Raw genomic sequence first — 20,569 nt, 5'->3', positions numbered from 1 at the left:
TTTATCGCAGTACTACTGCAACCCACGTGCAGTATTGCCGCAACCGCCGTGCAGTAGTACCGCAAAAAAACCTCTTGAACTATATCGGAGTGGATGGATAAGGAAAGAATTACTGAAAATGATATTTCTGCCACGTATAGACTTTCGGTTCAATGAGATACGGCTCTATTTTCTCACGAGCCTCTTGGCTCAGATATTGAGGAGTCGTATAAATGGCAGTCAAAGTCTGATCATCCGGACTCAATCGATATTGAATTAAATCCATATCCAAATGTGAGGCGGCCTCTTGATAGGCTTCGTCTTTCTTATCTATTCCCTGCTTGATATACCAATCGGAAGTTGGCTGCGTGAATAAATCGGATGTTGCCAAAGGCTCCCAATTGGTCGTGAAAAACTCGATACGGCTATCCGGAACCGGGCCGTTTACCGTAGAGATCATACAAACCACGTAGGTATTGTTTACCAAGGGAAGTAATTTCATCTCTACCGTGCTACGCTCCGTAGTCTGTAGCAAAAGGTAATCGTTCGTTAGCTTTTGCAAGGTAGAAAAGCCATTCATCGTATTTTTCAGCCGGGATTCTTTTCCTGAAGTATAAAGATCCACCAAATCCTTTCGCCAAGCGTGCTCCAATTGAGGAATGTATTGGTCTGGCATTGCCGTGAACACACTTGTCATATCTTGTGCGTTCATTCCCAACGCAAAGACACAGATCAACAACGTAACTATAACTCGTCTCATTATCTAATTTTCTATTTTGTCCCCAAATATAGGAATATCATTCCTAACAACACAAGGAATAAGTCGATCGCCTTGTTCTTTAAGTTTTTTTCATGGAAGAAGATGGCTCCCGCCAAGAATGTCACCAATACGTTACTCCGACGTACCATCGATACGATCGAGATCATGGAATCCGGGAATGTCAAGGCATAAAAGTACACCCAATCCGCCACGCATAAGAATACGGAGATAAAGATGATATTCCATCGCCATTGGAAAGGCGTGCTCTTTTTCCGGTTCGGATACCATAGAAACAACAGGATAAATGACATGATAACACATTGATAGACATTAAACCAGACTTGTACCGTCATTACATCCATACTACGCATCAAATGCTTATCATACAATCCGCTCATCGCTCCGGTCAAGATAGACAGGACCGTGAAGAAGATCCATTTATTATGGGCAAAATGAATCCCCTCTTTCTTCCCCGATGAGGAAAGGAGATAAAAGGAAGCGATAGAAAGCAAGACTCCGACCCATTGAAATAGATTCAGCCGTTCCCCGAACAGAAGCATCGCACCCAGTAATGTAAGCACGGGCTGGCTGGCCTTGATCGGCCCGGTTATCGTCAGCGGCAAATGTTTCAAGGCAAAATACCCCGATATCCAAGAGGATAAGACGATCACCGCCTTTATCAATACCTTCAGATGGTCCTCCAAAGAGGCACGGGGTACATACACCATCGTCCCGTCCAAGCAATCCGTATAAAAAGAGAGCAAGATGAACGGGACGAAAATCAAACTGCTTATGAGCGTATTGAAGAATAAAACGGGAATAACGGCATTCCCATTTAACGACATTTTCTTATTGACCTCGTAACAACCTAACAAGAAGGCGGAGAGGAAGGCTAGAGCTAACCACATGGTTTAATCCTCCACTGGAAAGAGTTCTTCCGGGTACGTGACGTCTACCAAGAACAGGGCGTGTCCCGGCACGGAGGTTCCGGCCTTGCAACGATCCTTTGCCTCAATCACGTTTCGGAAGCCGTCTATCGTTAAACGTCCTCTTCCGACTTCCAATAAAGTACCAACGATCGCACGCACCATATTACGAAGGAAACGGTCTGCACGGATCGTAAACACCCAAATATCCCCTTCTTGCGTCCAACCCGCATGTTGGATATGGCAATTATTCGTCTTTACATCCGTATGCAACTTACTGAAACTCGTAAAATCGATATAATCGAATAAGACCTTACACGCCTCGTTCATCGCCTCGAAATCCAAACGACCGGGAAGCTTATAAACCAGCTCGTGATTAAACGGGTCTTTCTTTGTCGTAACATAATATTTATAGGTTCGCGAGGTAGCGTCGAAGCGGGCATGCGCCTCCGGTACGACCGGCACGATCTTATAAACGGCGATATCTTTGGGCAGGAGCCTATTCAATTTTTCCGCGAGGAATACCAAATCCCCGATCGGTTCCTCCCAATCAAAATGTGCGATCATCAAGTGGGCATGTACGCCGGCATCGGTACGGCCGGCCCCCACAATAGGCACGGGCGTACGCATCAAGATGGCCAAGGCCTCCTCTATAGATTGCTGCACCGTCATACCATTCGGCTGGATCTGCCAGCCCCGAAAATTCTTTCCGTTATATCCCAGATATATAAAATATCGTCTCACGCTTATGCTCTTTACTTTCTCTTTTCTAAAATATGGCACAAAGGTACAGAAATCCTGCCAAGCCGTTGCCCGAATGGGCTAAAAAGTTTAATTTTGCATCTTTAACAGCTTCACTTCAAAACTATCTGACATGTTTGAAACATTACTTCAGTCTTCTTATTTTGCCCTGTTTCTGATCATAGCGCTTGGATTCATGCTAGGCCGGATACAGATCAAAGGTCTTTCGCTAGATGTATCGGCAGTTATTTTCATCGCCCTGTTATTCGGTCATTTTGGGGTTATCATACCCAAGGAATTAGGGAATATGGGGTTGGTGTTATTCATCTTTACCATTGGTATCCAAGCGGGCCCCGGATTTTTCGACTCCTTCCGTTCCAAAGGCAAGACACTCATTATCCTGACGTTATTAATTGTCGGTTCGGCATGCTTGACAGGAATCTTATTCAAGTATATCTTGGATATCGATACCCCGAGTATCGTCGGTCTGATCGCCGGGGCATTGACGAGTACGCCCGGTTTGGCGGTAGCGATCGACTCCACGCAATCATCCGCAGCATCCATCGCCTATGGCATCGCTTATCCGTTCGGCGTAATCGGCGTGATCCTTTTCGTGAAACTATTGCCCAAAATGCTTCGCAAGGATTTGATAGCCGAGGCCAAAGCGCTGGAAGCCCAACGGAAAAGCCAATATCCTACATTACATACCGCCGCATTTAAAGTCACGAATAAAAACATCTGCGGAAAGAGTTTGGCACAATTGCAGGTACGGGCCATGACCGGAGCGGTAGTCTCCCGTATAAAACACGACAATGTCATATCTATGCCAACTCCCCATACCACGCTTAACGAGGGAGATTTACTGAAGGCCGTAGGTAACGACAAAGCCTTGGAGCAACTGACATTATTGTTGGGAGAACGTATCGAGGGAGATCTGCCGTTAAGTGGCGGACAGACCTTGCAATCCCTGTTACTGACCAATAAGAGCATTATCAATAAATCGCTAGGCCATTTAAATTTACAAGGAACTTTCGGTTGTACGGTAACCCGTGTACGTCGAAGCGGAATCGACCTTTCCCCGGAACCTAATTTGGTGTTGAAGTTTGGAGATAAGTTGATGGTCGCCGGCGAGAAAGAAAGCGTAAATGAACTCGCCCAATTCATTGGCAATGATGAGAAACGTCTTTCGGATACAGACTTTTTCCCGATCGCTATGGGTATCGTATTAGGCGTATTGTTTGGAAAATTAAATATATCCTTCTCGGATTCCTTCTCATTCTCTCCGGGACTAACCGGCGGTATCCTTATGGTTGCCTTGGTATTAAGCGCCATCGGAAAAACAGGTCCGATCATCTGGTCAATGTCCGGTTCCGCTAATAACCTGCTTCGCCAATTGGGATTATTGCTATTCCTCTCCGAGGTCGGGACATCCGCCGGTGTAAATCTGGTTTCCACTTTCCAATCAAGCGGTTTAACTTTATTCGGAGTCGGTATCGCTATAACAATGATCCCTATGATTATAGCCGTATTAGCTGGATATTATTTCTTTAAGATCAACATTCTCGATTTAGTCGGAACAATCGCCGGTGGTATGACCAGTACCCCGGGACTTGCCGCCGCAGATTCTATGACAGACAGCCCAGCCCCAAGCGTGGCTTATGCGACGGTTTATCCGATAGCGATGGTATTCCTGATCTTGTTTATACAGATGATAGCGAATTTGATTGTCTAAATCTTTATTTATTGAAAAACATAGAATATGAGAAGAAAGAACATGAAAAAAACCGCGGCTTTATTCCTCTTAAGTGTAGGTGTAAACTGCATGACCGCACAAGACATCGTTCCTGTCCATGAGTTTGACATCGATATACAGAAAGTAGGCTCGCCTATCCAGTCAACCATGTATGGAATCTTCTTCGAGGATATCAATTTCGGGGCAGATGGAGGATTGTATGCGGAGCTAATCAAGAACCGCTCCTTCGAGTTTGAGAATCCATGGGGAGGTTGGGAGCCTTTCGGCGATGTAAGTATAGCTGAGAAGAATCCCTGTTTCAACAAAAACCCCCATTACGCACACCTGACTTATACCGGGCAAATCACCGGAACCGGTCTGGAGAACGAAGGCTTCAAAGGTATCGGTATAAAGGCTGACGAAAATTACGACTTTTCCTTATATGCCCGTACCGAGACCAATAACCCGATCAAACTACGTATTGAATTAGTAAACAGGGATAACGATATTTATGAGACACAACACCTAGAGATAAAAGGAAAAGACTGGAAGAAATATTCCGTTATCTTGTCTCCCAAAGCTACCGAGGCTAAATCACGCCTACGCATCACGATGGAAACGGCAGGTACTTTGGATATGGAACATATCTCCCTTTTCCCGGAAAAAACATTCAACAATCGCACGAACGGCCTACGCCGCGATCTGGCACAAGCGTTGAAAGATCTAAAGCCGGGAATCTTTCGTTTCCCGGGTGGATGTATCGTTGAGGGTACAACCATCGCCACACGCTACCAATGGAAAAATACGGTAGGCCCCGTAGAGAACCGGCCTATCAATATCAGCCGATGGAATTATACATTTCCTCACAAGAAATTCCCGGATTATTATCAATCTTACGGTTTGGGATTCTTTGAGTATTTCCAATTAAGCGAAGATATCGGAGCCGAGCCCCTGCCTGTATTGAATTGCGGGCTGTCATGCCAGTTTGAGAATGAGGGTATGGACCAGCATGTGCCGGTAGATAAATTACAACCTTATATAGACGATGCCTTGGACTTAATCGAATTCGCCAATGGCCCGATTACCTCCCAATGGGGCAAAGTGCGTGCGGATATGGGGCATCCGGCTTCTTTTAATCTGAAATTTATCGCTATCGGCAACGAGCAATGGGGACCATTATATCCCGAACGCCTCGAACCATTCGTGAAAGCCATCCGAGCCAAATATCCGGAGATCAAAATCATCGGCAGTTCCGGTCCTGATTCGGAAGGAAAAGATTTCGAATATCTATGGCCGGAGATGAAACGCTTAAAAGTAGATCTGGTGGATGAACATTTCTATCGCTCACCGGAATGGTTCCTAAATAGTGCCAAACGATATGATTCGTATGATCGGCAAGGCCCCAAAGTGTTCGCCGGTGAATATGCTTGCCACCCGACTAACCGGGAGAATAGCTTCCTGACCGCATTATGCGAGGCTGCGTTTATGACCGGTCTTGAACGGAATGCCGACGTGGTGGAATTATGTACATACGCCCCTTTATTCGCACATGTCGATGCGTGGCAATGGCGTCCGGACTTAATCTGGTTCAACAACCTAAACATCGTGAAAACTCCTAACTACTATGTACAACAATTATACGGGCACAATGCCGGAACAAACGTATTGCCCCTGACGATGAACAAAGAAGCCGTTACCGGGCAAAGCGAGCTATTCGCCACAGCCGCCCTCGACAAAGGCACAAACGAGCTCATCATCAAAATCGTCAATACCGGCATCCAGAGCAAAAAGATCCAATTAAACCTAAACGGAATCTCATCCGGCAAGCATAAAGGAAAGTTGATGGTCTTACATGCCTCAGACTTAGAAGCGAAGAACACATTGGGTAAACCGGAAACAGTCATACCCATTGAATCAGCGGTGGAACTAGAGGCTCCCGCTACTGAAGTCTCCGTCCAACCATTGAGTTTCTTAGTCTATAGGATATCGCTATAATCTATCATACATACGAATGTTATGAATATTGAAGAGTTTAGGGAATATTGCCTTTCGTTGAATGGTGTTTATGAAAAAATGCCTTTCACGAATGTTCCTGATAAATACAGTCGGGACGTTCTTTGCTTTTATGTAGGAAGTAAATGGTTCTGCTTCGTAAATATCGAAGTATTTGATTTTTGCTGTATCAAATGTGACCCGAATGAATCGGGAGAGTTGCAAGCTCGATACTCTGGCATAACACCCGGTTGGCATATGAATAAAAAATACTGGATTAGTGTCTATTTTAATCAAGATGTACCCGACAACAAGATCAAAGAGCTTATAAAACAATCCTACGATATCGTATATCAATCTCTTCCTAAAAAGGAAAAAGGGATGTAGATTTTAGCGCAGTTACTCCGTTTATTTTCCATTTGAGAAGGACGTTTGAAAGATTATACGTACATTTGTGAATTCACCTAAACAGCTTAAATATGATGCAGACGAATTTACAATTGGACCTTGCCTTCAACTATCTGGAAAATACCGGAACCAACATCTTCCTTACCGGAAAAGCGGGAACAGGAAAGACCACATTCTTGAAAAAACTTAAAGAGACTTCCCCAAAACGGATGATTGTGGTAGCACCTACCGGAGTGGCGGCGATTAATGCGGGAGGGGTAACCATTCACTCCTTCTTTCAGCTACCTTTCGGACCGTATATACCGGGTAGCGAAATGGCCTCCGGGCAAAATAAATCCTATTCTCATAAATTCAGCCGGGATAAGATCAATATCATCCGTAGTATGGACCTGCTCGTGATTGATGAGGTCAGTATGGTACGTGCCGATTTGCTGGATGCTATCAGTGATATGCTACGTCGTTATCGGGATAGGAATAAACCCTTTGGGGGCGTTCAATTATTATTGATCGGAGATTTACAACAATTAGCCCCCGTAGCGAAGGAGGACGAATGGAATTTGTTGAGAGAACATTACGCCTCTCCCTTCTTTTTTGACAGTAAGGCTCTTTCCGAAAGTGATTATCTTTGCATCGAATTAACTCAAGTATATCGCCAAGCGGACGATACGTTCGTACGCTTATTGAACAATATCCGGGAAAACCGCTTCGACGAGAATACGCTACACACCTTAAACCAACGTTATATCCCCAATTTTAAACCAAATGACAAAGCAGGTTATATCACGCTGACAACCCATAATTATCAAGCCCAGCAAATCAATAACCGGAAGTTGCAAGAATTACCCGGCCCGGCTTATACGTACAAGGCGGAGATCAAGGATGACTTTCCAGCTTACTCCTACCCGACCGACGAGGTATTGGAGCTAAAGCAAGACGCTCAAGTCATGTTCGTAAAAAACGACTCTTCCGGCGAAAGGCGATATTATAACGGAAAGATCGGCCGAATTGTCTTCATCAGCCCGAGCAAGATTATCGTATCCGACGAATTAGGAAACGATATCACCGTAGACCGGGAGACATGGACAAACGTGAAATATACGATCGACGAGAACACGAAGGATATCACGGAGACAATCGCCGGCTCTTTCAGCCAATACCCACTGAAAACCGCTTGGGCGATCACGATCCATAAAAGCCAAGGCTTGACTTTCGAGCATGCCATCATCGACGCATCCGCCGCCTTCTCACACGGACAAGTCTACGTTGCTTTGAGCCGTTGCAAGACATTGGAAGGAATGGTATTAAGTAGCCCGATCACTCGAAACGCCATGATTAGCGATGAGAAGATATTAAGTTATACCTCTTCCCTCTCGGAGCGTCAACCGTGTGAAGACCAACTGCGTCAAGCCCAACAACAGTATTATTTGAGATTGGCAACCGAGCTATTCGACTTCAATCCCGTACAACAAAAGTTGCAATATACATCTTACGCGGCATACACCCATCTGCAAAAACTATACCCGGAATTAAGCAACCAATATCCCCGGGTACGGGATTATTTCCGTTCGGATATAGTAGAAGTAGGCGAACGTTTCTGCCAGCAACTCACCCGTATGATCTCCAGCACGAATCTCTATGATACGGACGAGCATATACAAGACCGCATCCGAAAAGGTTGCGCTTACTTTCTGGAAAAGATCGAGACCTATTGCCTCCCTTTGATAGAGGCTTCCGATGTAGAGATCGACAATAAAGAGGCCCGTAAGGCATTTACATCCGCATTAAAAGCTTTCAGCGATGAGCTTACGATCAAGGTCGCTACATTAAAAGCCTGCCAAGATGGTTTTCGTCTCATCGACTATCTATCCGCCAAGGCTAAAGCGAACATTGAGGAGTCGGCTGTTGCCAGCAAGCAGAAATCGACGCGGAAATCGACGGAAGCGGAAAAGATCCCCGTCTCCACGGATGTCTTACATCCTGAGCTATATGCCCGTTTGAAACAATGGAGATACGAGCTTGCCGTAGAAAAGGAGTTGCCTCCTTACACGATCTTGCAACAGAAAGCCTTAATTGGCGTTTGCAACACTTTGCCCACGAACTCGAAAGAACTGTTGAAGATACCCGGAATCGGCAAAAAGATCATAGAGAACTACGGTGAGACCCTATTAGAAATCGTATCTTCCTACTCACCTTCCACGCATGGGAACGGGCTGTGAGATACGGAGACAACTCACGATAGCGGCGACTAAAGCGAAACCGATCGCTACATACATACAAACCGGCATACTATCGGTGGCAGAGGTAACACTAAAGATCAAAGCGACAAATGTCGTCCCCAGCGTTTGCCCCAACAGTCGTGCCGTACCTTGCATACCGTTCGCCCCGCCACTCCGGGAACGAGGGGCGGCCGATATCATCGTGCTATTATTCGGGGTCTGGAACAGGCCGAAACCCATACCGCAAAGCATCAATCGCCAAGCGATATCCATATTGGTGGGTTGCCCCGGCAATAAAGCCAATAGAAGAAGTCCGGTCGCATACACCACCATTCCGATACCGCCTAACAATCCGGGATGATATTTCTCGATCAGCCTCCCGGCTACCGGAGCGGTCAAGATCGTCGCTACCGGCCAAGGAGTCAACAGCAGCCCCGTCTCCACCTCATTTCTTCCGGCCACATTTTGCAAATAAAAGGGTAATGATACCATCGCCAACAACTGTGCCGTAAATGAAGTGATCGAGGATAATACGGACAAGGCGAATATCGGAATCCGCATCAAGTCCAATGGCAATATCGGAACCTCCTGCCGTAGTTGCCTGCGGATAAAAAATGTTCCGATCACCAATAGAAGAAGAACCTGTAAAGCGATCATTCTCCAGTTCTCATGATGGGCGATGCCTTCCAACGAATAAATCAGCAATCCGAAAGTCAGGGCATTCGAGATTCCACCGATCTTATCAAACTTTCGTTTCGGCCCATCCTTGCAAGGATTTTGAGGCAAAAGAAAATAACCCGTTATAATCGCGCAAATCCCTAAAGGTACGTTGATAGCGAACAACCAATTCCAAGAAGCGACTGATAAGATAGCGCCCGCCAACGACGGCCCGGCAGCAATCGATACCGCCACGACCATGGCATTGATACTCATTCCCCGCCCTATATATTGTGGAGGATAAATAATACGAAGTAAAGCGGTCGTCACGCTCATGATAGCCGAGGCTCCGATCCCTTGCAATATTCTCGCGACCGTCAACATGGCGAAAGACGAGGATAAGGCACAAAATAATGACGTTGAGCAGAATATTGTCGTCCCGATCAAGAAAATCCGCTTATATCCATAAATATCTCCCAAAGCGGAGAACGATAAAAGAGACATCGTAATCGTTAGCTGATAAGCGTTGACAATCCAGATCGTGGAGGAAGGGGATGTCCCGAATTCACGGGACAAGGTAGGAAGCGCCACGTTGACAATCGTGCCGTCCAACACGGACATGGTCAATGCCAACGCAACCGCTATTACTGCCCAATAACGCCTCGGTATAAATCGTATCATATTACATTATTTCTTCAAATCGAAACCCAGCATCATGCCATCATATTCACTTGCCAACTTATTGATAGCTTTCAAGGTCGTATTGCTGGATATAGAAGAAACCGTGCTCAAGAACTTCAGTAATTTATCCGCGTTAAAAAGCAATGTCAACTCATTACCAGAAAGGACGACATGGGCGGTAAGCGTAGAAACGGTCAGCTTCTTATTACCCACCGTATACCGTAACGTCACCGTTTTATCTTCCGGACTCACCGAGTAAGTACCTTTCAGGCTTCCCCTTTTCAACGCGCTCGTAAACGTACTATCCGAATTAAAGACATAATTAAATACACCTTCCACGATACCTACTTTCGCGCAATATTCCTTCATTTTCTTCTCTGCCTCGGTAGCAGCCAAGCTTCCCGCTACATTCTTCAAGGCATTATCACCTTCCAGTTGCAGGGCAGGGTTCACATACATCCAAGTTCCCTGTAAATTCTCGAAAGTCACGGCTTTCCCTCCGGTGACAGAAGTCACGGCGTTCTTTACGGCAGATGAATTTAAGATATCTTTCAAGGACTGTCCCTTCATGTTTCCGGGAATCAACAAAAGGCCGCATACGACCATCCACATACATAGTAACTTTTTCATCTCTTTGTTTTTTACTCAATTAGAAAAATCGGCCAAAGATACGAATATTATTCATACATTTGTTTTAAATAACTTTATACAAACATACCATGAGAAAGCAAGTCGTACGTATTTGTATGTTACTGGCCTGCGCCTTTAGCTTTATGCAAGGGCAAGCCAGCATCCAGCCTTCTATCGTAAAAGCTACGATTGACGAGCTAATAGCCAAGGACGCTAAGAATCAAGCAGGAATCACGAAGGGTGTCGAGCAAGTAGCCCGCCTCTGGCAAACCTCCGATGGGGATGAGCAAGCGTTTCAAACCTTCTGCCGGGAGAATTATCTATCCGATCCCGCCGAAAAAGACCAAGTTTTCCTCAAGATCAGCGAGTATATTGAAGGTATCAATGGCAATTTCAACGAGATGGTACTCTGTCTGCAACGAAATTTGAACCTAGATACCGGACCTCTACACGCCATCGATGAGAAATTCGGATCCTACAGCCCCAGTTCCCACCTAATGGACGATCTATACGCCAACAAGATCGGCTTCATCATCGCCCTCAACTTTCCCCAACTTACTCTCAAGGAGAAAGAGGCGTTAGGGAATGACCGTAAAGCATGGGCCTACGCCCGGCTAGGCGATATGTTTACGGAACGGATACCGGCGGAAGTAAAGCAAGCCGCCGCAGATACGGAAAGTGACGCGGATATTTACATAGCGGATTATAATATCTATATGGGGCATTTACTAACTCCTAAAGGAAAAACCATTTTCCCCTCCGACATGCGCTTACTTTGCCATTGGAACCTTCGCGACGAGATCAAGGCCAATTATAACAAAGGAAAAGAGGGATTGGAAAAACAACGGATGGTATATGAGATCATGAAGCGAATCATCTCGCAAGAAATCCCGAAAGAGGTGATCAACTCGGATCGTTACGAATGGAACCCGTACGCCAATACGTTATCTCAAGCAGGAAATGAACTAGAAGGTACCCCTGAAAGCCCGGCCCGCTATCAGAAAATGTTGAATAACTTCAACGCCATGCAGCGTATAGACAAATATACGGGAAACACCTATATAGACCGTAAGTTCACGGAAGATATGGAAATAGATGTCAACGATGTAGAAGCCCTGTTCGATCAATTCCTTTCCGCCCCCGAACTAAAGGAAGTGGGGAAAATCATCTCCAAACGCCTCGGACGCAAACTGGAAGCCTACGATATATGGTACGATGGCTTCAAGGCCCGTAGCAATCTGGACGAGAACAAGCTAAACGAGCAAACCCGTACCCTGTATCCCGATGCGGTAACGATGGAAAAGAAGCTACCGGAAATATTACAGAAACTAGGATTCAGCCCCGATCGTGCCCAATATCTAGCGGATAAGATCGCAGTCGATCCCGCCCGTGGTTCCGGTCATGCGTGGGGAGCCTCCATGAAAGGCCAGCGTTCCCGTTTACGTACCCGTATCCCTTCACAAGGGATGGATTACAAAGGATATAATATCGCCATCCACGAGTTCGGACATAACGTAGAGCAAACGATCTCATTATATGATGTCGATTATTATATGCTCAACGGAGTTCCCAATACGGCTTTCACCGAAGCGCTGGCCTTTGTCTTCCAGAAAAGAGACCTTGAGTTACTGGGCATAAAAGACGAGAATCCGGAAAAAGAAAAGATGGATATCTTGGATAAGATATGGAGCATGTATGAGATTTGCGGTGTTTCCATGCTGGATATCTCCGTATGGAAATGGATGTACGCACATCCTAACGCTACCGCCGGGGAATTGCAGGAGGCCGTGATCCGTCTTTCCAAGGAAATCTGGAATAAGTATTACGCTCCGGTATTCGGTGTAAAAGACGAGACCGTTCTAGCGATTTACTCCCATATGATCGGTTATCCGCTCTACCTTTCCGCCTACGCTTTCGGACAGATTATCGAGTTCCAGCTAGAGAACAACCTCAATGGCAAGGATTTCGCGAATGAGGTTAGCCGGATATTCAAGCAAGGCCGCCTCACCCCGAATGTGTGGATCAAGCAAGCTACCGGCAACGATCTTACCGTAGATCCGATGTTGGAAGCGCTTCGTAAGGTATTAAAAGACTAAACTACAGACCAAAAGAAAAGCCATCCCGATACCGAGATGGCTTTCTTTATTTATATCAAGAAACTTCCGATTATAACTTGTCGTTAGAACCAAGAACGTTGATGATCTTGTGTTTGTAAAGTTTCTCCATGTTATCACGAGCCGGGCCCAGATATTTACGAGGATCGAATTCAGCCGGTTTCTCAGCGAAAGTCTTGCGGATAGCGGCAGTCATCGCCAAACGAGAGTCTGAGTCGATATTGATCTTACATACAGAAGATTTAGCAGCCTTACGCAACCACTCTTCAGGAATACCGATAGCAGCCTTCAAAGCGCCACCGAATTTGTTGATAGTCTCAACCTCTTCCTGAGGAACAGAAGAAGAACCGTGAAGAACGATAGGGAATCCCGGAAGTTTCTCCATAACAGCGTCCAAAACGTCGAATGCCAATGGAGGAGGAACCATCTTACCTGTAACAGGGTCGATCGTACATTGCTCCGGAGTGAACTTATAAGCACCGTGAGAAGTACCGATTGAGATAGCCAAAGAATCGCAGCCCGTACGAGTAGCGAAGTCGATAACTTCCTCAGGATTGGTATAAGTGTGGTGGTCTGAAGAAACCTCATCCTCAACACCTGCCAATACACCAAGCTCGCCTTCTACAGTTACATCGAATTGATGAGCGTACTCAACAACTTTCTTAGTCAAAGCGATGTTCTCTTCATAAGGAAGGTGAGAACCGTCGATCATTACAGATGAGAAGCCAGAGTCGATACAGCTCTTGCAAGTCTCAAACGTATCACCATGGTCTAAGTGAAGAACGATCTGAGGATTCGGGCAACCTAATTCCTTAGCATATTCAACAGCACCCTGTGCCATGTAACGAAGCAAAGTAGCGTTTGCGTACTGGCGAGCGCCCTTTGAAACTTGCAAAATAACCGGAGATTTTGTCTCTACAGCAGCCTTGATGATAGCCTGCATCTGTTCCATGTTATTGAAGTTGAAAGCAGGGATAGCATATCCGCCCTTGATAGCCTTAGCGAACATTTCTTTTGTGTTCACCAAGCCCAAATCTTTGTAATTTACCATAGTTGTTATTATGTTATTACGTTAATGATTAAAAACTTGCACAAAGATAATCAAGATTCACGACAAATGATGCTTCAAAGCATATAAAATAACACAAAATCAACGCCCTTGAAAAAAATAATACGATTTTCTTTGTTTGTTTGTGGCAAACCCTTACCTTTGCAAGCCAAAATACCGGTTACCAAATATATACAGAGTATAAATTAAAATAGATAATAAAGCAATGAAAAAAGGTATTCATCCTGAAAATTATCGTCCTGTAGTATTTAAGGACATGTCAAACGATGATGTATTCATCACTCGTTCTACTATTAACGCTAAAGAGACGATCGAGATCGACGGCGTAACTTATCCGTTGGTAAAGGTCGAGATCTCTAACACTTCTCACCCGTTCTACACTGGTAAGTCTAAGTTGGTCGATACAGCCGGACGTGTTGATAAGTTCATGAGCCGTTATGGTAACCGTAACAAGAAATAAGATTTCTTTCTTTAAGAAATAAAAAAAGGTCACGATTTGTATCGTGGCCTTTTTTTGTATCTTTGCCGGAGTTAACATAATGAAATATCATGGCAAAAACGAAAGAACAATTACTAAACATCTTGGATCAGTTCCAGTTGGACGAGAAAGTAGTTTCCGCTGAACCATTCGGAAACGGACACATTAATGATACATTGAAAGTGACCAACGAGAAAGGGGAGATCAAATACGTGCTACAGCGTATCAACCATTTAATCTTCACCAATGTGGATATGCTGCAAAATAACATCCATGTGGTTACCACTCATATCCGCAAAAAGCTGGAGGAAAAAGGTGAAACGGATATCGACCGTAAGGTATTAACCTTCTTGCCGACTAAAGACGGGAAAAAATATTATTTCGATGGAGATAGTTATTGGCGGGTATGCCTATTCATCCCTCGCAGCAAAAGCTATGAGGAAGTAACTCCTGAGCTTTCTTATGAGGCTGGCAAAGCGTTCGGTGATTTCCAGACCATGTTGTCCGATATACCCGAGGGTACGCTGGGCGAGACCATCCCGGATTTCCATAATATGGAGTTCCGCTTGCGACAATTCCATGAGGCTGTAGCCGCTAATCCGGCAGGCCGGTTGGAAGAGGTGAAAGATTTGGTAGAGGAGATCGAGAAACGTGCCGAAGCGATGTGCATTCAAGAACGCCTGTACCGTGAGGGCCAATTGAAGAAACGCACGAACCATTGCGATACAAAAGTTAACAATATGATGTTTGACGCTGATAGCGACAAGGTGCTTTGCGTGATCGACTTGGACACCGTGATGCCGGGCTTCGTCCTTTCCGATATCGGCGACTTTATCCGTACCGGAGCCAATACGGGTGCCGAGGACGATGAGAATCTGGATAACGTAAACGTTAATATGGAGATATTCAAAGCCTATACCCGTGGATACATGGAAAAGGCCAAGGCGTTCTTAACTCCTACCGAGATCAAATTGCTACCTTACGGAGGACGCTTATTGACTTATATGCAGACCGTTCGTTTCTTAACCGATTATATCAACGGCGATACCTATTACAAGATCCATAGCCCGAAACATAACTTAATCCGTACGAAAGCCCAATTCAAGCTACTTCAAAGCCTAGAAGCCCATGCGGAAGAGATGGATCAGTTCATGAATCAATGGTTATAATATAAAGTAACTAAGGAATATAAAAACGGGCGGGGTGACTCATCGATTCATCCCGCCCATTCTTTTTATTTCGTCCAATAATCCAACACCGTAACCGCCGATGCCTTCCCTCCTAACACCTTGCCAAATGCTTTATGCGCCGGATGTACCAAATAGGCGTCCCGATCCGCATCCGAATGAAAAGTCAAGAAAAAGCAATGAGTCAAGCCCTGTTGCAATCCCTCCGGACTACAATCCGTTCCCCACTCATATCCTTTGATCAAGTCGATTTGAGAAGGCAACTTACAAAAGGCATCCTCAACCTCTTTCACCTGCGCCTCGGACACATCCGGCTTAAAACCGAACATAACAACATGGCGAAGAACTTTCTCCGGCTTTTGATCACTCGAATAGCTTACCATTAATACAGAAAATACGATAATCGCAAGGATAAATAATACAGATACTACTTTCTTCATGATATTCAAGATTAGATTTCTATTGCATTTATACGGCCCAAAGATAGTATAAAATCCAGTACAGCTTGCCCAAAACCTCCATATCCTTTAGCCCTTTCCATCCCTATCTTTAGACTTTTCCTCAAGAGACATCCATCATCTATCAACTGTTGGACGATCATGCAACGACTGGTAGAAGATCGTGCAACAGTTGGTAGATGATCATGCAACGGCTGTTGCATGATGAATACAAGCAGACAAAAAGGCTAACACCTGTAAGAATACAGCCTTAGCCTACAAGGGAAAAACCTCAAACCATAAAGGGATTATTTCAACTAAACCAAATCTTAAACCTTGTCAATCCATCCGCGTAAGAGCGGAGAGAGAATCGGCAATCATGTTTTAACAGCACCTCACGGATAAAGATCAAGCCGATACCTTGTCCGTTCGGTTTCGTAGAGAAGAACGGGCTGAACAGTTTCGTTTCCGTTTCCTTGTCGATGCCCTTGCCCGTATCGGCTATCTCCAAGCAGGTAGGACGCACTGTCGTCCGGATATAGATCTTTCCGTCCCGGTCGATGGATTCGGCGGCATTCTTGATAATATTGACCAAGACTTGCTCGAATAATGAATTATCCAAATTCACGACTGGAGATTCCTCGCTCAGATCCATAACAATCTCGATATTCCGGTTCTGGCAAACTGTCTCCATAAAGCGTTTACAAGCGGACACCACTTGGTTCAATTCTTGCGGACGACTTTGGGGTTCGGGTATACGCACCACATCGGCGAAATTGGTGATGAAATGGCTCATGCTATAGCAGCGTTCTATGGAGACCCGCAAAACCTCGCAGACATCCTCCATATCTTCCATCCCGCTGAAAGTAGACTCCAACGTATCCAAGGTAGAGGTGATACCCGCGGTCGTATTATTCACCTCATGAGAGATCATACGTATCACTTTCTCATACGCTTTCTTCTCGGCCTTGAACACCTCTTGGGTCAACGTCTCTATCAAATAAAACGGGTGGTGAAAACCTCGATCCACAAATGAGGAATGCGTACATTTATAAATATTAGCGTCGTTCAACCGGACGGTTTGCGCTTGATACATCGGAACCCGTACCAATTCTTCCGCCAAGGGAGAATCTAGTTGAAGAAAACGTTTTCCCACCATATCCTCCGAGCTTTGCGCGCCAAACAATTTACATGCGGCCGGGTTCATGGATAGAATCTCCTCATCCAAGTTCAAGATGATCACTCCCATCGGAGAGGCGTTGACCAGCAAGTCCAAGAAATGGTTTTGCTCCCGGAGGTGCAAACGCTCATTCTTCAACTGCTCCATCATCTTATTAAACACATCGACCACCCGGTCCGCCTCCGTTTGCCCGACCTTTCCCAAGCGGGAACTAAAGTCTTGCTCTTTCAACAGCTCCATACCGTTACCGATGATATGCAAGGGCTTTATGATACGGCGATAAAAGACAAATAAATAGATGATCGTAAGCAAGACCAAGGCTTCTACCGCGAAAAACATCCGGATAGAAGACGTATAAAAGACATAATAAGTCACCACCGCCAATATAGTCAACAGCAGCGTCGTCAATATCCAGAATAGTCCTTTCAGCCTCATCCTTGCCTCTTCTTATTTATCGATCGGGATTCCGTATTTCTCTAATCTCCGGTACAAGGCGGCACGACTGATTCCCAACGCCGTAGCGACATGCGATAAATTACCTCCATGCGCTTCCAAGGAGCGTAAGATGGTTTGCTTCTCCAACTCATCCAAGGTCAAGCCCTCCAAAGAAGGCGGAATCGTCGATTTAGCACCGGATGTATTCATGCAATGAACCTCGAAATCAGCGGTATCCAAAAGCGTCTTACCCGACACAAGGATCGTCCGCTCCACCAAGTTCTTCAACTCACGGATATTACCGGGAAAAGGGAGACGGCTTAAATAGGTCTGGGCATCCGATGAGAACTCCACCCTCGGTAGCCCATTGATCTCCGATTGCTTATCCGCGAAATACCGGGCCAGCAATGGGATATCCTCCCTTCGCTCACGTAAGGCGGGTAAATGCACCGTGATCAAATTGATCCGGTAAAAAAGATCCTCACGGAACGTACGGTCCGCCACCATCGATCGTAAATCCCAGTTTGTAGCGCTTACGACCCGTATATCCACCTTCCGGGGGCGGCTATCCCCCAAGACCTCAAAGGTCTGGTCTTGCAATACCCGAAGCAGCTTTACTTGGCAAGACAGTTCCAAATCGCCGATCTCATCCAAGAAGATCGTACCTTTGTTCGCCATCTCGAAACGCCCTACCCGATCCATGTACGCATCCGTAAAAGCCCCCTTCTTATGTCCGAACATCTCGCTCTCAAAAAGACTTTGGGAAAGTCCGCCTAAGTTTACCTTTACGAAAGCCTCTTTCGACCGGGGGCTATTCGCATGGATCGCTTCCGCTATCAGCTCTTTACCCGTACCGCTCTCGCCGGTAATCAAAACAGAGGCGTTTGTCGGAGCGATACGCGAGACCGTCCCCAAGACATCCATCAAAGCGGCACTTTGCCCCACGATCTTATCAAAATGAAATTTATGATCGGCATCCGAACGGTTCAAGGGAGCGTTTGCCTCCTTCTTCTGCTCGCTCAGTTCCAAGGCGGTCCGGATCGATTTTAATAATACCAAGTTATTCCAAGGCTTCGTGATAAAATCGAAGGCTCCGGCTTGCATTCCCTGCACGGCCAAAGAGATCGATCCCCAAGCGGTCATCAAGATCACAGGTACATCGGGACGAAAGATCTTCACCTGTCTCAATAATTGAATCCCCTCCTCACCCGTGGTAGTCAACGTGAAGTTCATATCCATCAAGATCAGCTCCGGCGCCGTGGCACGGACTACCTCCAAGGCCTCCTTCGGCCCCGGAACCGCCTCCGGCCGGAAACCCGCACGTTTTAGCAGGAATGTAAGCGAGGAACGAACAGCCGCATCATCATCTATTATCAGTATCATATAATCAATTTATCGTTTCACGATTTCCTCGAAATCGGCATCTAATGTACGATTATTCAAGAAATCATACAATGTTATACTACGGATGTTATAAAAATAACGCCAGTAATAATACAGTTCTTGGATATGCTTTTGCTTCGCGTCATCCTTCGAACTCTGGGCGTCATTCAGGTCTAGGATATCGATCTTTCCGATCATGAAAGTCTCGATCGAGGTCTTGTAGCGCTTTTCCGCCAACGTGTCCACCTCGGCGGCTATCTCCAATTGAGCGGCCTGATTGTTGAAATTCTCCACCAAGAGGAAGATATCTTGATTAAAATCCATTTGCTCCTGACGAATCTTGGAAAGTACGACATCCCGATTCGATTCGGCTACTTTTACCTTTCCCTTCCGTTTTCCCCAGTCCAAGATAGGAATCGAAAGCCCGACCTCTACGATCTGGTTATCTTTCAATGGATTGTAAGCTCCTCGCATGGACATATCCTTACCGGTATAACCCACGGAGGCAAACAGGTTAATACTTCGACGGTTTCCTTTGGCGGTCGCCACATCATAATCCGCTTCCAACTGACGGCGCATGATATTCTTTGAGAACGAGTTATTTTCTTGAGCCTTCTCCAATACCGCCTGATAATCCATACGGACCCCTTCTATCGCCTCGGGAAGAACAGGCTCGATCACGTCTTGCTCGCTCATCCCTAAAAAGGAACGGAGCTTGAACATCATCGCGTTATAATTGGATTGGGCCTCGGTTAGCTTACCTTTCGCTTGCAAGGCCGACTGTTTCAAACGCATCAACTCGCTCTCCGAGATATGCCCGATCTTACGCTTCGCTACCGCTATGTCATAGAGTTTATTGGCGTTCAGCAAGTTCTGATTACAGATATCCAGATTATCTTCCGCCAACAGTAAGTTGAAGTAATTCGTGATGGTAGCGATCGTTACATTCTCCACGTTCTCCATATAAGCGGCCTTAGCCTCTTGGTAACGAACAGGCTCGATACGACGTTTCCATTTTTGGTCATTCACGCCGAAGATCGGTTGCGTCAATGTCAAACTAACAGGTACGCTCATAAACTCGTTGTAAGCGCCACTACCTAGCTGACGGGTAAAATCCAAGGAGGTATTCAAGGCGATCTTACCTCCGGTCAAGGCTATGTTCTGGGCGATAGAGATCTCTCCATTTAAGCCTAAGGCATTGTTTTGCACATAGGTATAAGAACCATCCGATTGCTGGTACTTCGAGTATTGCTTGCTATATGAAGGCAGAGTCCCCGTAAATATCACTTCCGGCAACTGATCCGCCCGATGCGTACGGAATTCCCAATAGGCCGTTCGCAACTCATTGAGCGCCACGGCAGCGTCTACGGATTGAAGCTGTGCGATCTGGATCGCTTGCCGCAGGGTTATTCGAACTTTATTCGTATTGTCTTGGGCACATACTCCCGAAATCCCCACCCACAGACAACACATCGCTATATAGATCCTTCTCATCTTAGTATAAGTTTTTTTATCCTGCCTAAGGCAAAAGGCATGCCAAAAACATATACTATTGATAATCCGA

At 45.7% G+C, this 20,569-nt stretch carries 17 protein-coding genes; 7 read left to right on the top strand and 10 right to left on the bottom strand.

Translation table 11 applies throughout. The features are described 5' to 3' along the window. Positions 1 to 109 precede the first annotated feature (109 nt). Genes HMPREF0999_RS09515 through truA form a run of 3 tightly spaced genes read right to left on the bottom strand, consistent with a single transcriptional unit; the run spans position 110 to position 2,409 of the window. On the bottom strand, positions 110 to 739 hold the full coding sequence (locus HMPREF0999_RS09515) for a DUF3256 family protein (RefSeq protein WP_008780168.1): 630 nt from the start codon (positions 737 to 739) through the stop codon (positions 110 to 112). 11 nt (positions 740 to 750) lie between these two features. Further along, positions 751 to 1,647 (bottom strand): DMT family transporter, encoded by an 897-nt coding sequence (locus HMPREF0999_RS09510; RefSeq protein WP_005854727.1) that lies wholly within the window; start codon positions 1,645 to 1,647, stop codon positions 751 to 753. Positions 1,648 to 1,650: 3 nt separating this feature from the next. Next, complete coding sequence (gene truA, locus HMPREF0999_RS09505; RefSeq protein ID WP_009275803.1) at positions 1,651 to 2,409, bottom strand: tRNA pseudouridine(38-40) synthase TruA; 759 nt, start codon at positions 2,407 to 2,409, stop codon at positions 1,651 to 1,653. Positions 2,410 to 2,539: 130 nt separating this feature from the next. On the opposite strand from truA, the gene HMPREF0999_RS09500 reads away from it, so the two are divergent. The 4 genes from HMPREF0999_RS09500 (at position 2,540) to HMPREF0999_RS09485 (ending at position 8,754) form a co-directional block, all read left to right on the top strand. After that, positions 2,540 to 4,138, top strand: coding sequence for an aspartate:alanine exchanger family transporter (locus HMPREF0999_RS09500; RefSeq protein WP_008780166.1), 1,599 nt, complete (start codon positions 2,540 to 2,542; stop codon positions 4,136 to 4,138). Between the two features lie 27 nt (positions 4,139 to 4,165). Continuing rightward, positions 4,166 to 6,133 carry an alpha-L-arabinofuranosidase C-terminal domain-containing protein gene (locus HMPREF0999_RS09495; RefSeq protein ID WP_005854721.1) on the top strand — a complete coding sequence of 656 codons (1,968 nt, stop codon included), beginning with the start codon at positions 4,166 to 4,168 and terminating at the stop codon, positions 6,131 to 6,133. Between the two features lie 21 nt (positions 6,134 to 6,154). Next, positions 6,155 to 6,517: an MmcQ/YjbR family DNA-binding protein gene (locus HMPREF0999_RS09490; RefSeq protein ID WP_005854719.1), complete on the top strand. Its 363-nt coding sequence runs from the start codon at positions 6,155 to 6,157 to the stop codon at positions 6,515 to 6,517. A 92-nt stretch (positions 6,518 to 6,609) separates the two neighbouring features. Beyond that, entirely contained in the window at positions 6,610 to 8,754 is a 2,145-nt protein-coding gene (locus tag HMPREF0999_RS09485; protein ID WP_005854716.1) for an HRDC domain-containing protein, read from the top strand. On the opposite strand, the gene HMPREF0999_RS09480 is transcribed toward HMPREF0999_RS09485, so the two are convergent. Then, the gene (locus tag HMPREF0999_RS09480; RefSeq protein ID WP_008780165.1) at positions 8,725 to 10,092 is read right to left on the bottom strand and encodes an MFS transporter; all 1,368 of its coding nucleotides are present in this window, start codon (positions 10,090 to 10,092) and stop codon (positions 8,725 to 8,727) included. The two genes, HMPREF0999_RS09485 and HMPREF0999_RS09480, sit on opposite strands and share 30 nt — an antisense overlap. A gap of 6 nt (positions 10,093 to 10,098) precedes the next feature. After that, positions 10,099 to 10,722 (bottom strand): DUF4923 family protein, encoded by a 624-nt coding sequence (locus HMPREF0999_RS09475; protein ID WP_008780164.1) that lies wholly within the window; start codon positions 10,720 to 10,722, stop codon positions 10,099 to 10,101. A gap of 89 nt (positions 10,723 to 10,811) precedes the next feature. Here HMPREF0999_RS09475 and HMPREF0999_RS09470 point away from each other — a divergent pair, with 89 nt between their 5' ends. Then, positions 10,812 to 12,818, top strand: coding sequence for a hypothetical protein (locus HMPREF0999_RS09470; protein ID WP_009275802.1), 2,007 nt, complete (start codon positions 10,812 to 10,814; stop codon positions 12,816 to 12,818). 70 nt (positions 12,819 to 12,888) lie between these two features. On the opposite strand, the gene HMPREF0999_RS09465 is transcribed toward HMPREF0999_RS09470, so the two are convergent. After that, on the bottom strand, positions 12,889 to 13,887 hold the full coding sequence (locus HMPREF0999_RS09465; RefSeq protein ID WP_005854709.1) for a class II fructose-bisphosphate aldolase: 999 nt from the start codon (positions 13,885 to 13,887) through the stop codon (positions 12,889 to 12,891). Positions 13,888 to 14,110: 223 nt separating this feature from the next. Here HMPREF0999_RS09465 and HMPREF0999_RS09460 point away from each other — a divergent pair, with 223 nt between their 5' ends. After that, a complete protein-coding gene (locus HMPREF0999_RS09460; RefSeq protein WP_005854707.1) occupies positions 14,111 to 14,365 on the top strand; it encodes a type B 50S ribosomal protein L31 in 255 nt (84 codons plus the stop codon). 89 nt (positions 14,366 to 14,454) lie between these two features. Further along, entirely contained in the window at positions 14,455 to 15,552 is a 1,098-nt protein-coding gene (locus HMPREF0999_RS09455) for a phosphotransferase enzyme family protein (protein ID WP_005854705.1), read from the top strand. Positions 15,553 to 15,617: 65 nt separating this feature from the next. On the opposite strand, the gene HMPREF0999_RS09450 is transcribed toward HMPREF0999_RS09455, so the two are convergent. The 4 genes from HMPREF0999_RS09450 to HMPREF0999_RS09435 all read right to left on the bottom strand — a co-directional run bounded on the left by HMPREF0999_RS09450 (position 15,618) and on the right by HMPREF0999_RS09435 (position 20,499). After that, positions 15,618 to 16,010 carry a Dabb family protein gene (locus HMPREF0999_RS09450; RefSeq protein ID WP_005854703.1) on the bottom strand — a complete coding sequence of 131 codons (393 nt, stop codon included), beginning with the start codon at positions 16,008 to 16,010 and terminating at the stop codon, positions 15,618 to 15,620. Positions 16,011 to 16,320: 310 nt separating this feature from the next. Beyond that, positions 16,321 to 17,622, bottom strand: coding sequence for a sensor histidine kinase (locus HMPREF0999_RS09445; protein WP_005854701.1), 1,302 nt, complete (start codon positions 17,620 to 17,622; stop codon positions 16,321 to 16,323). Between the two features lie 12 nt (positions 17,623 to 17,634). After that, on the bottom strand, positions 17,635 to 19,005 hold the full coding sequence (locus tag HMPREF0999_RS09440) for a sigma-54-dependent transcriptional regulator (protein ID WP_009275801.1): 1,371 nt from the start codon (positions 19,003 to 19,005) through the stop codon (positions 17,635 to 17,637). A gap of 9 nt (positions 19,006 to 19,014) precedes the next feature. Further along, entirely contained in the window at positions 19,015 to 20,499 is a 1,485-nt protein-coding gene (locus tag HMPREF0999_RS09435; RefSeq protein ID WP_009018188.1) for a TolC family protein, read from the bottom strand. Positions 20,500 to 20,569 lie beyond the last annotated feature (70 nt).

The organism is Parabacteroides sp. D25 (assembly GCF_000307475.1).
In the GTDB taxonomy this organism is placed as follows: domain Bacteria; phylum Bacteroidota; class Bacteroidia; order Bacteroidales; family Tannerellaceae; genus Parabacteroides; species Parabacteroides distasonis.
This window is presented reverse-complemented; position numbering and strand designations above follow the sequence as displayed.

What these genes read in the sequence shown, in the direction of transcription:
- HMPREF0999_RS09515 (WP_008780168.1), bottom strand. Translation starts at nt 739, where the DNA reads ATGAGACGAGTTATAGTTACGTTGTTGATCTGTGTCTTTGCGTTGGGA.
- HMPREF0999_RS09510 (WP_005854727.1), bottom strand. Translation starts at nt 1,647, where the DNA reads ATGTGGTTAGCTCTAGCCTTCCTCTCCGCCTTCTTGTTAGGTTGTTAC.
- HMPREF0999_RS09500 (WP_008780166.1), top strand. Translation starts at nt 2,540, where the DNA reads ATGTTTGAAACATTACTTCAGTCTTCTTATTTTGCCCTGTTTCTGATC.
- HMPREF0999_RS09495 (WP_005854721.1), top strand. Translation starts at nt 4,166, where the DNA reads ATGAGAAGAAAGAACATGAAAAAAACCGCGGCTTTATTCCTCTTAAGT.
- HMPREF0999_RS09490 (WP_005854719.1), top strand. Translation starts at nt 6,155, where the DNA reads ATGAATATTGAAGAGTTTAGGGAATATTGCCTTTCGTTGAATGGTGTT.
- HMPREF0999_RS09485 (WP_005854716.1), top strand. Translation starts at nt 6,610, where the DNA reads ATGATGCAGACGAATTTACAATTGGACCTTGCCTTCAACTATCTGGAA.
- HMPREF0999_RS09480 (WP_008780165.1), bottom strand. Translation starts at nt 10,092, where the DNA reads ATGATACGATTTATACCGAGGCGTTATTGGGCAGTAATAGCGGTTGCG.
- HMPREF0999_RS09475 (WP_008780164.1), bottom strand. Translation starts at nt 10,722, where the DNA reads ATGAAAAAGTTACTATGTATGTGGATGGTCGTATGCGGCCTTTTGTTG.
- HMPREF0999_RS09470 (WP_009275802.1), top strand. Translation starts at nt 10,812, where the DNA reads ATGAGAAAGCAAGTCGTACGTATTTGTATGTTACTGGCCTGCGCCTTT.
- HMPREF0999_RS09465 (WP_005854709.1), bottom strand. Translation starts at nt 13,887, where the DNA reads ATGGTAAATTACAAAGATTTGGGCTTGGTGAACACAAAAGAAATGTTC.
- HMPREF0999_RS09460 (WP_005854707.1), top strand. Translation starts at nt 14,111, where the DNA reads ATGAAAAAAGGTATTCATCCTGAAAATTATCGTCCTGTAGTATTTAAG.
- HMPREF0999_RS09455 (WP_005854705.1), top strand. Translation starts at nt 14,455, where the DNA reads ATGGCAAAAACGAAAGAACAATTACTAAACATCTTGGATCAGTTCCAG.
- HMPREF0999_RS09450 (WP_005854703.1), bottom strand. Translation starts at nt 16,010, where the DNA reads ATGAAGAAAGTAGTATCTGTATTATTTATCCTTGCGATTATCGTATTT.
- HMPREF0999_RS09445 (WP_005854701.1), bottom strand. Translation starts at nt 17,622, where the DNA reads ATGAGGCTGAAAGGACTATTCTGGATATTGACGACGCTGCTGTTGACT.
- HMPREF0999_RS09440 (WP_009275801.1), bottom strand. Translation starts at nt 19,005, where the DNA reads ATGATACTGATAATAGATGATGATGCGGCTGTTCGTTCCTCGCTTACA.
- HMPREF0999_RS09435 (WP_009018188.1), bottom strand. Translation starts at nt 20,499, where the DNA reads ATGAGAAGGATCTATATAGCGATGTGTTGTCTGTGGGTGGGGATTTCG.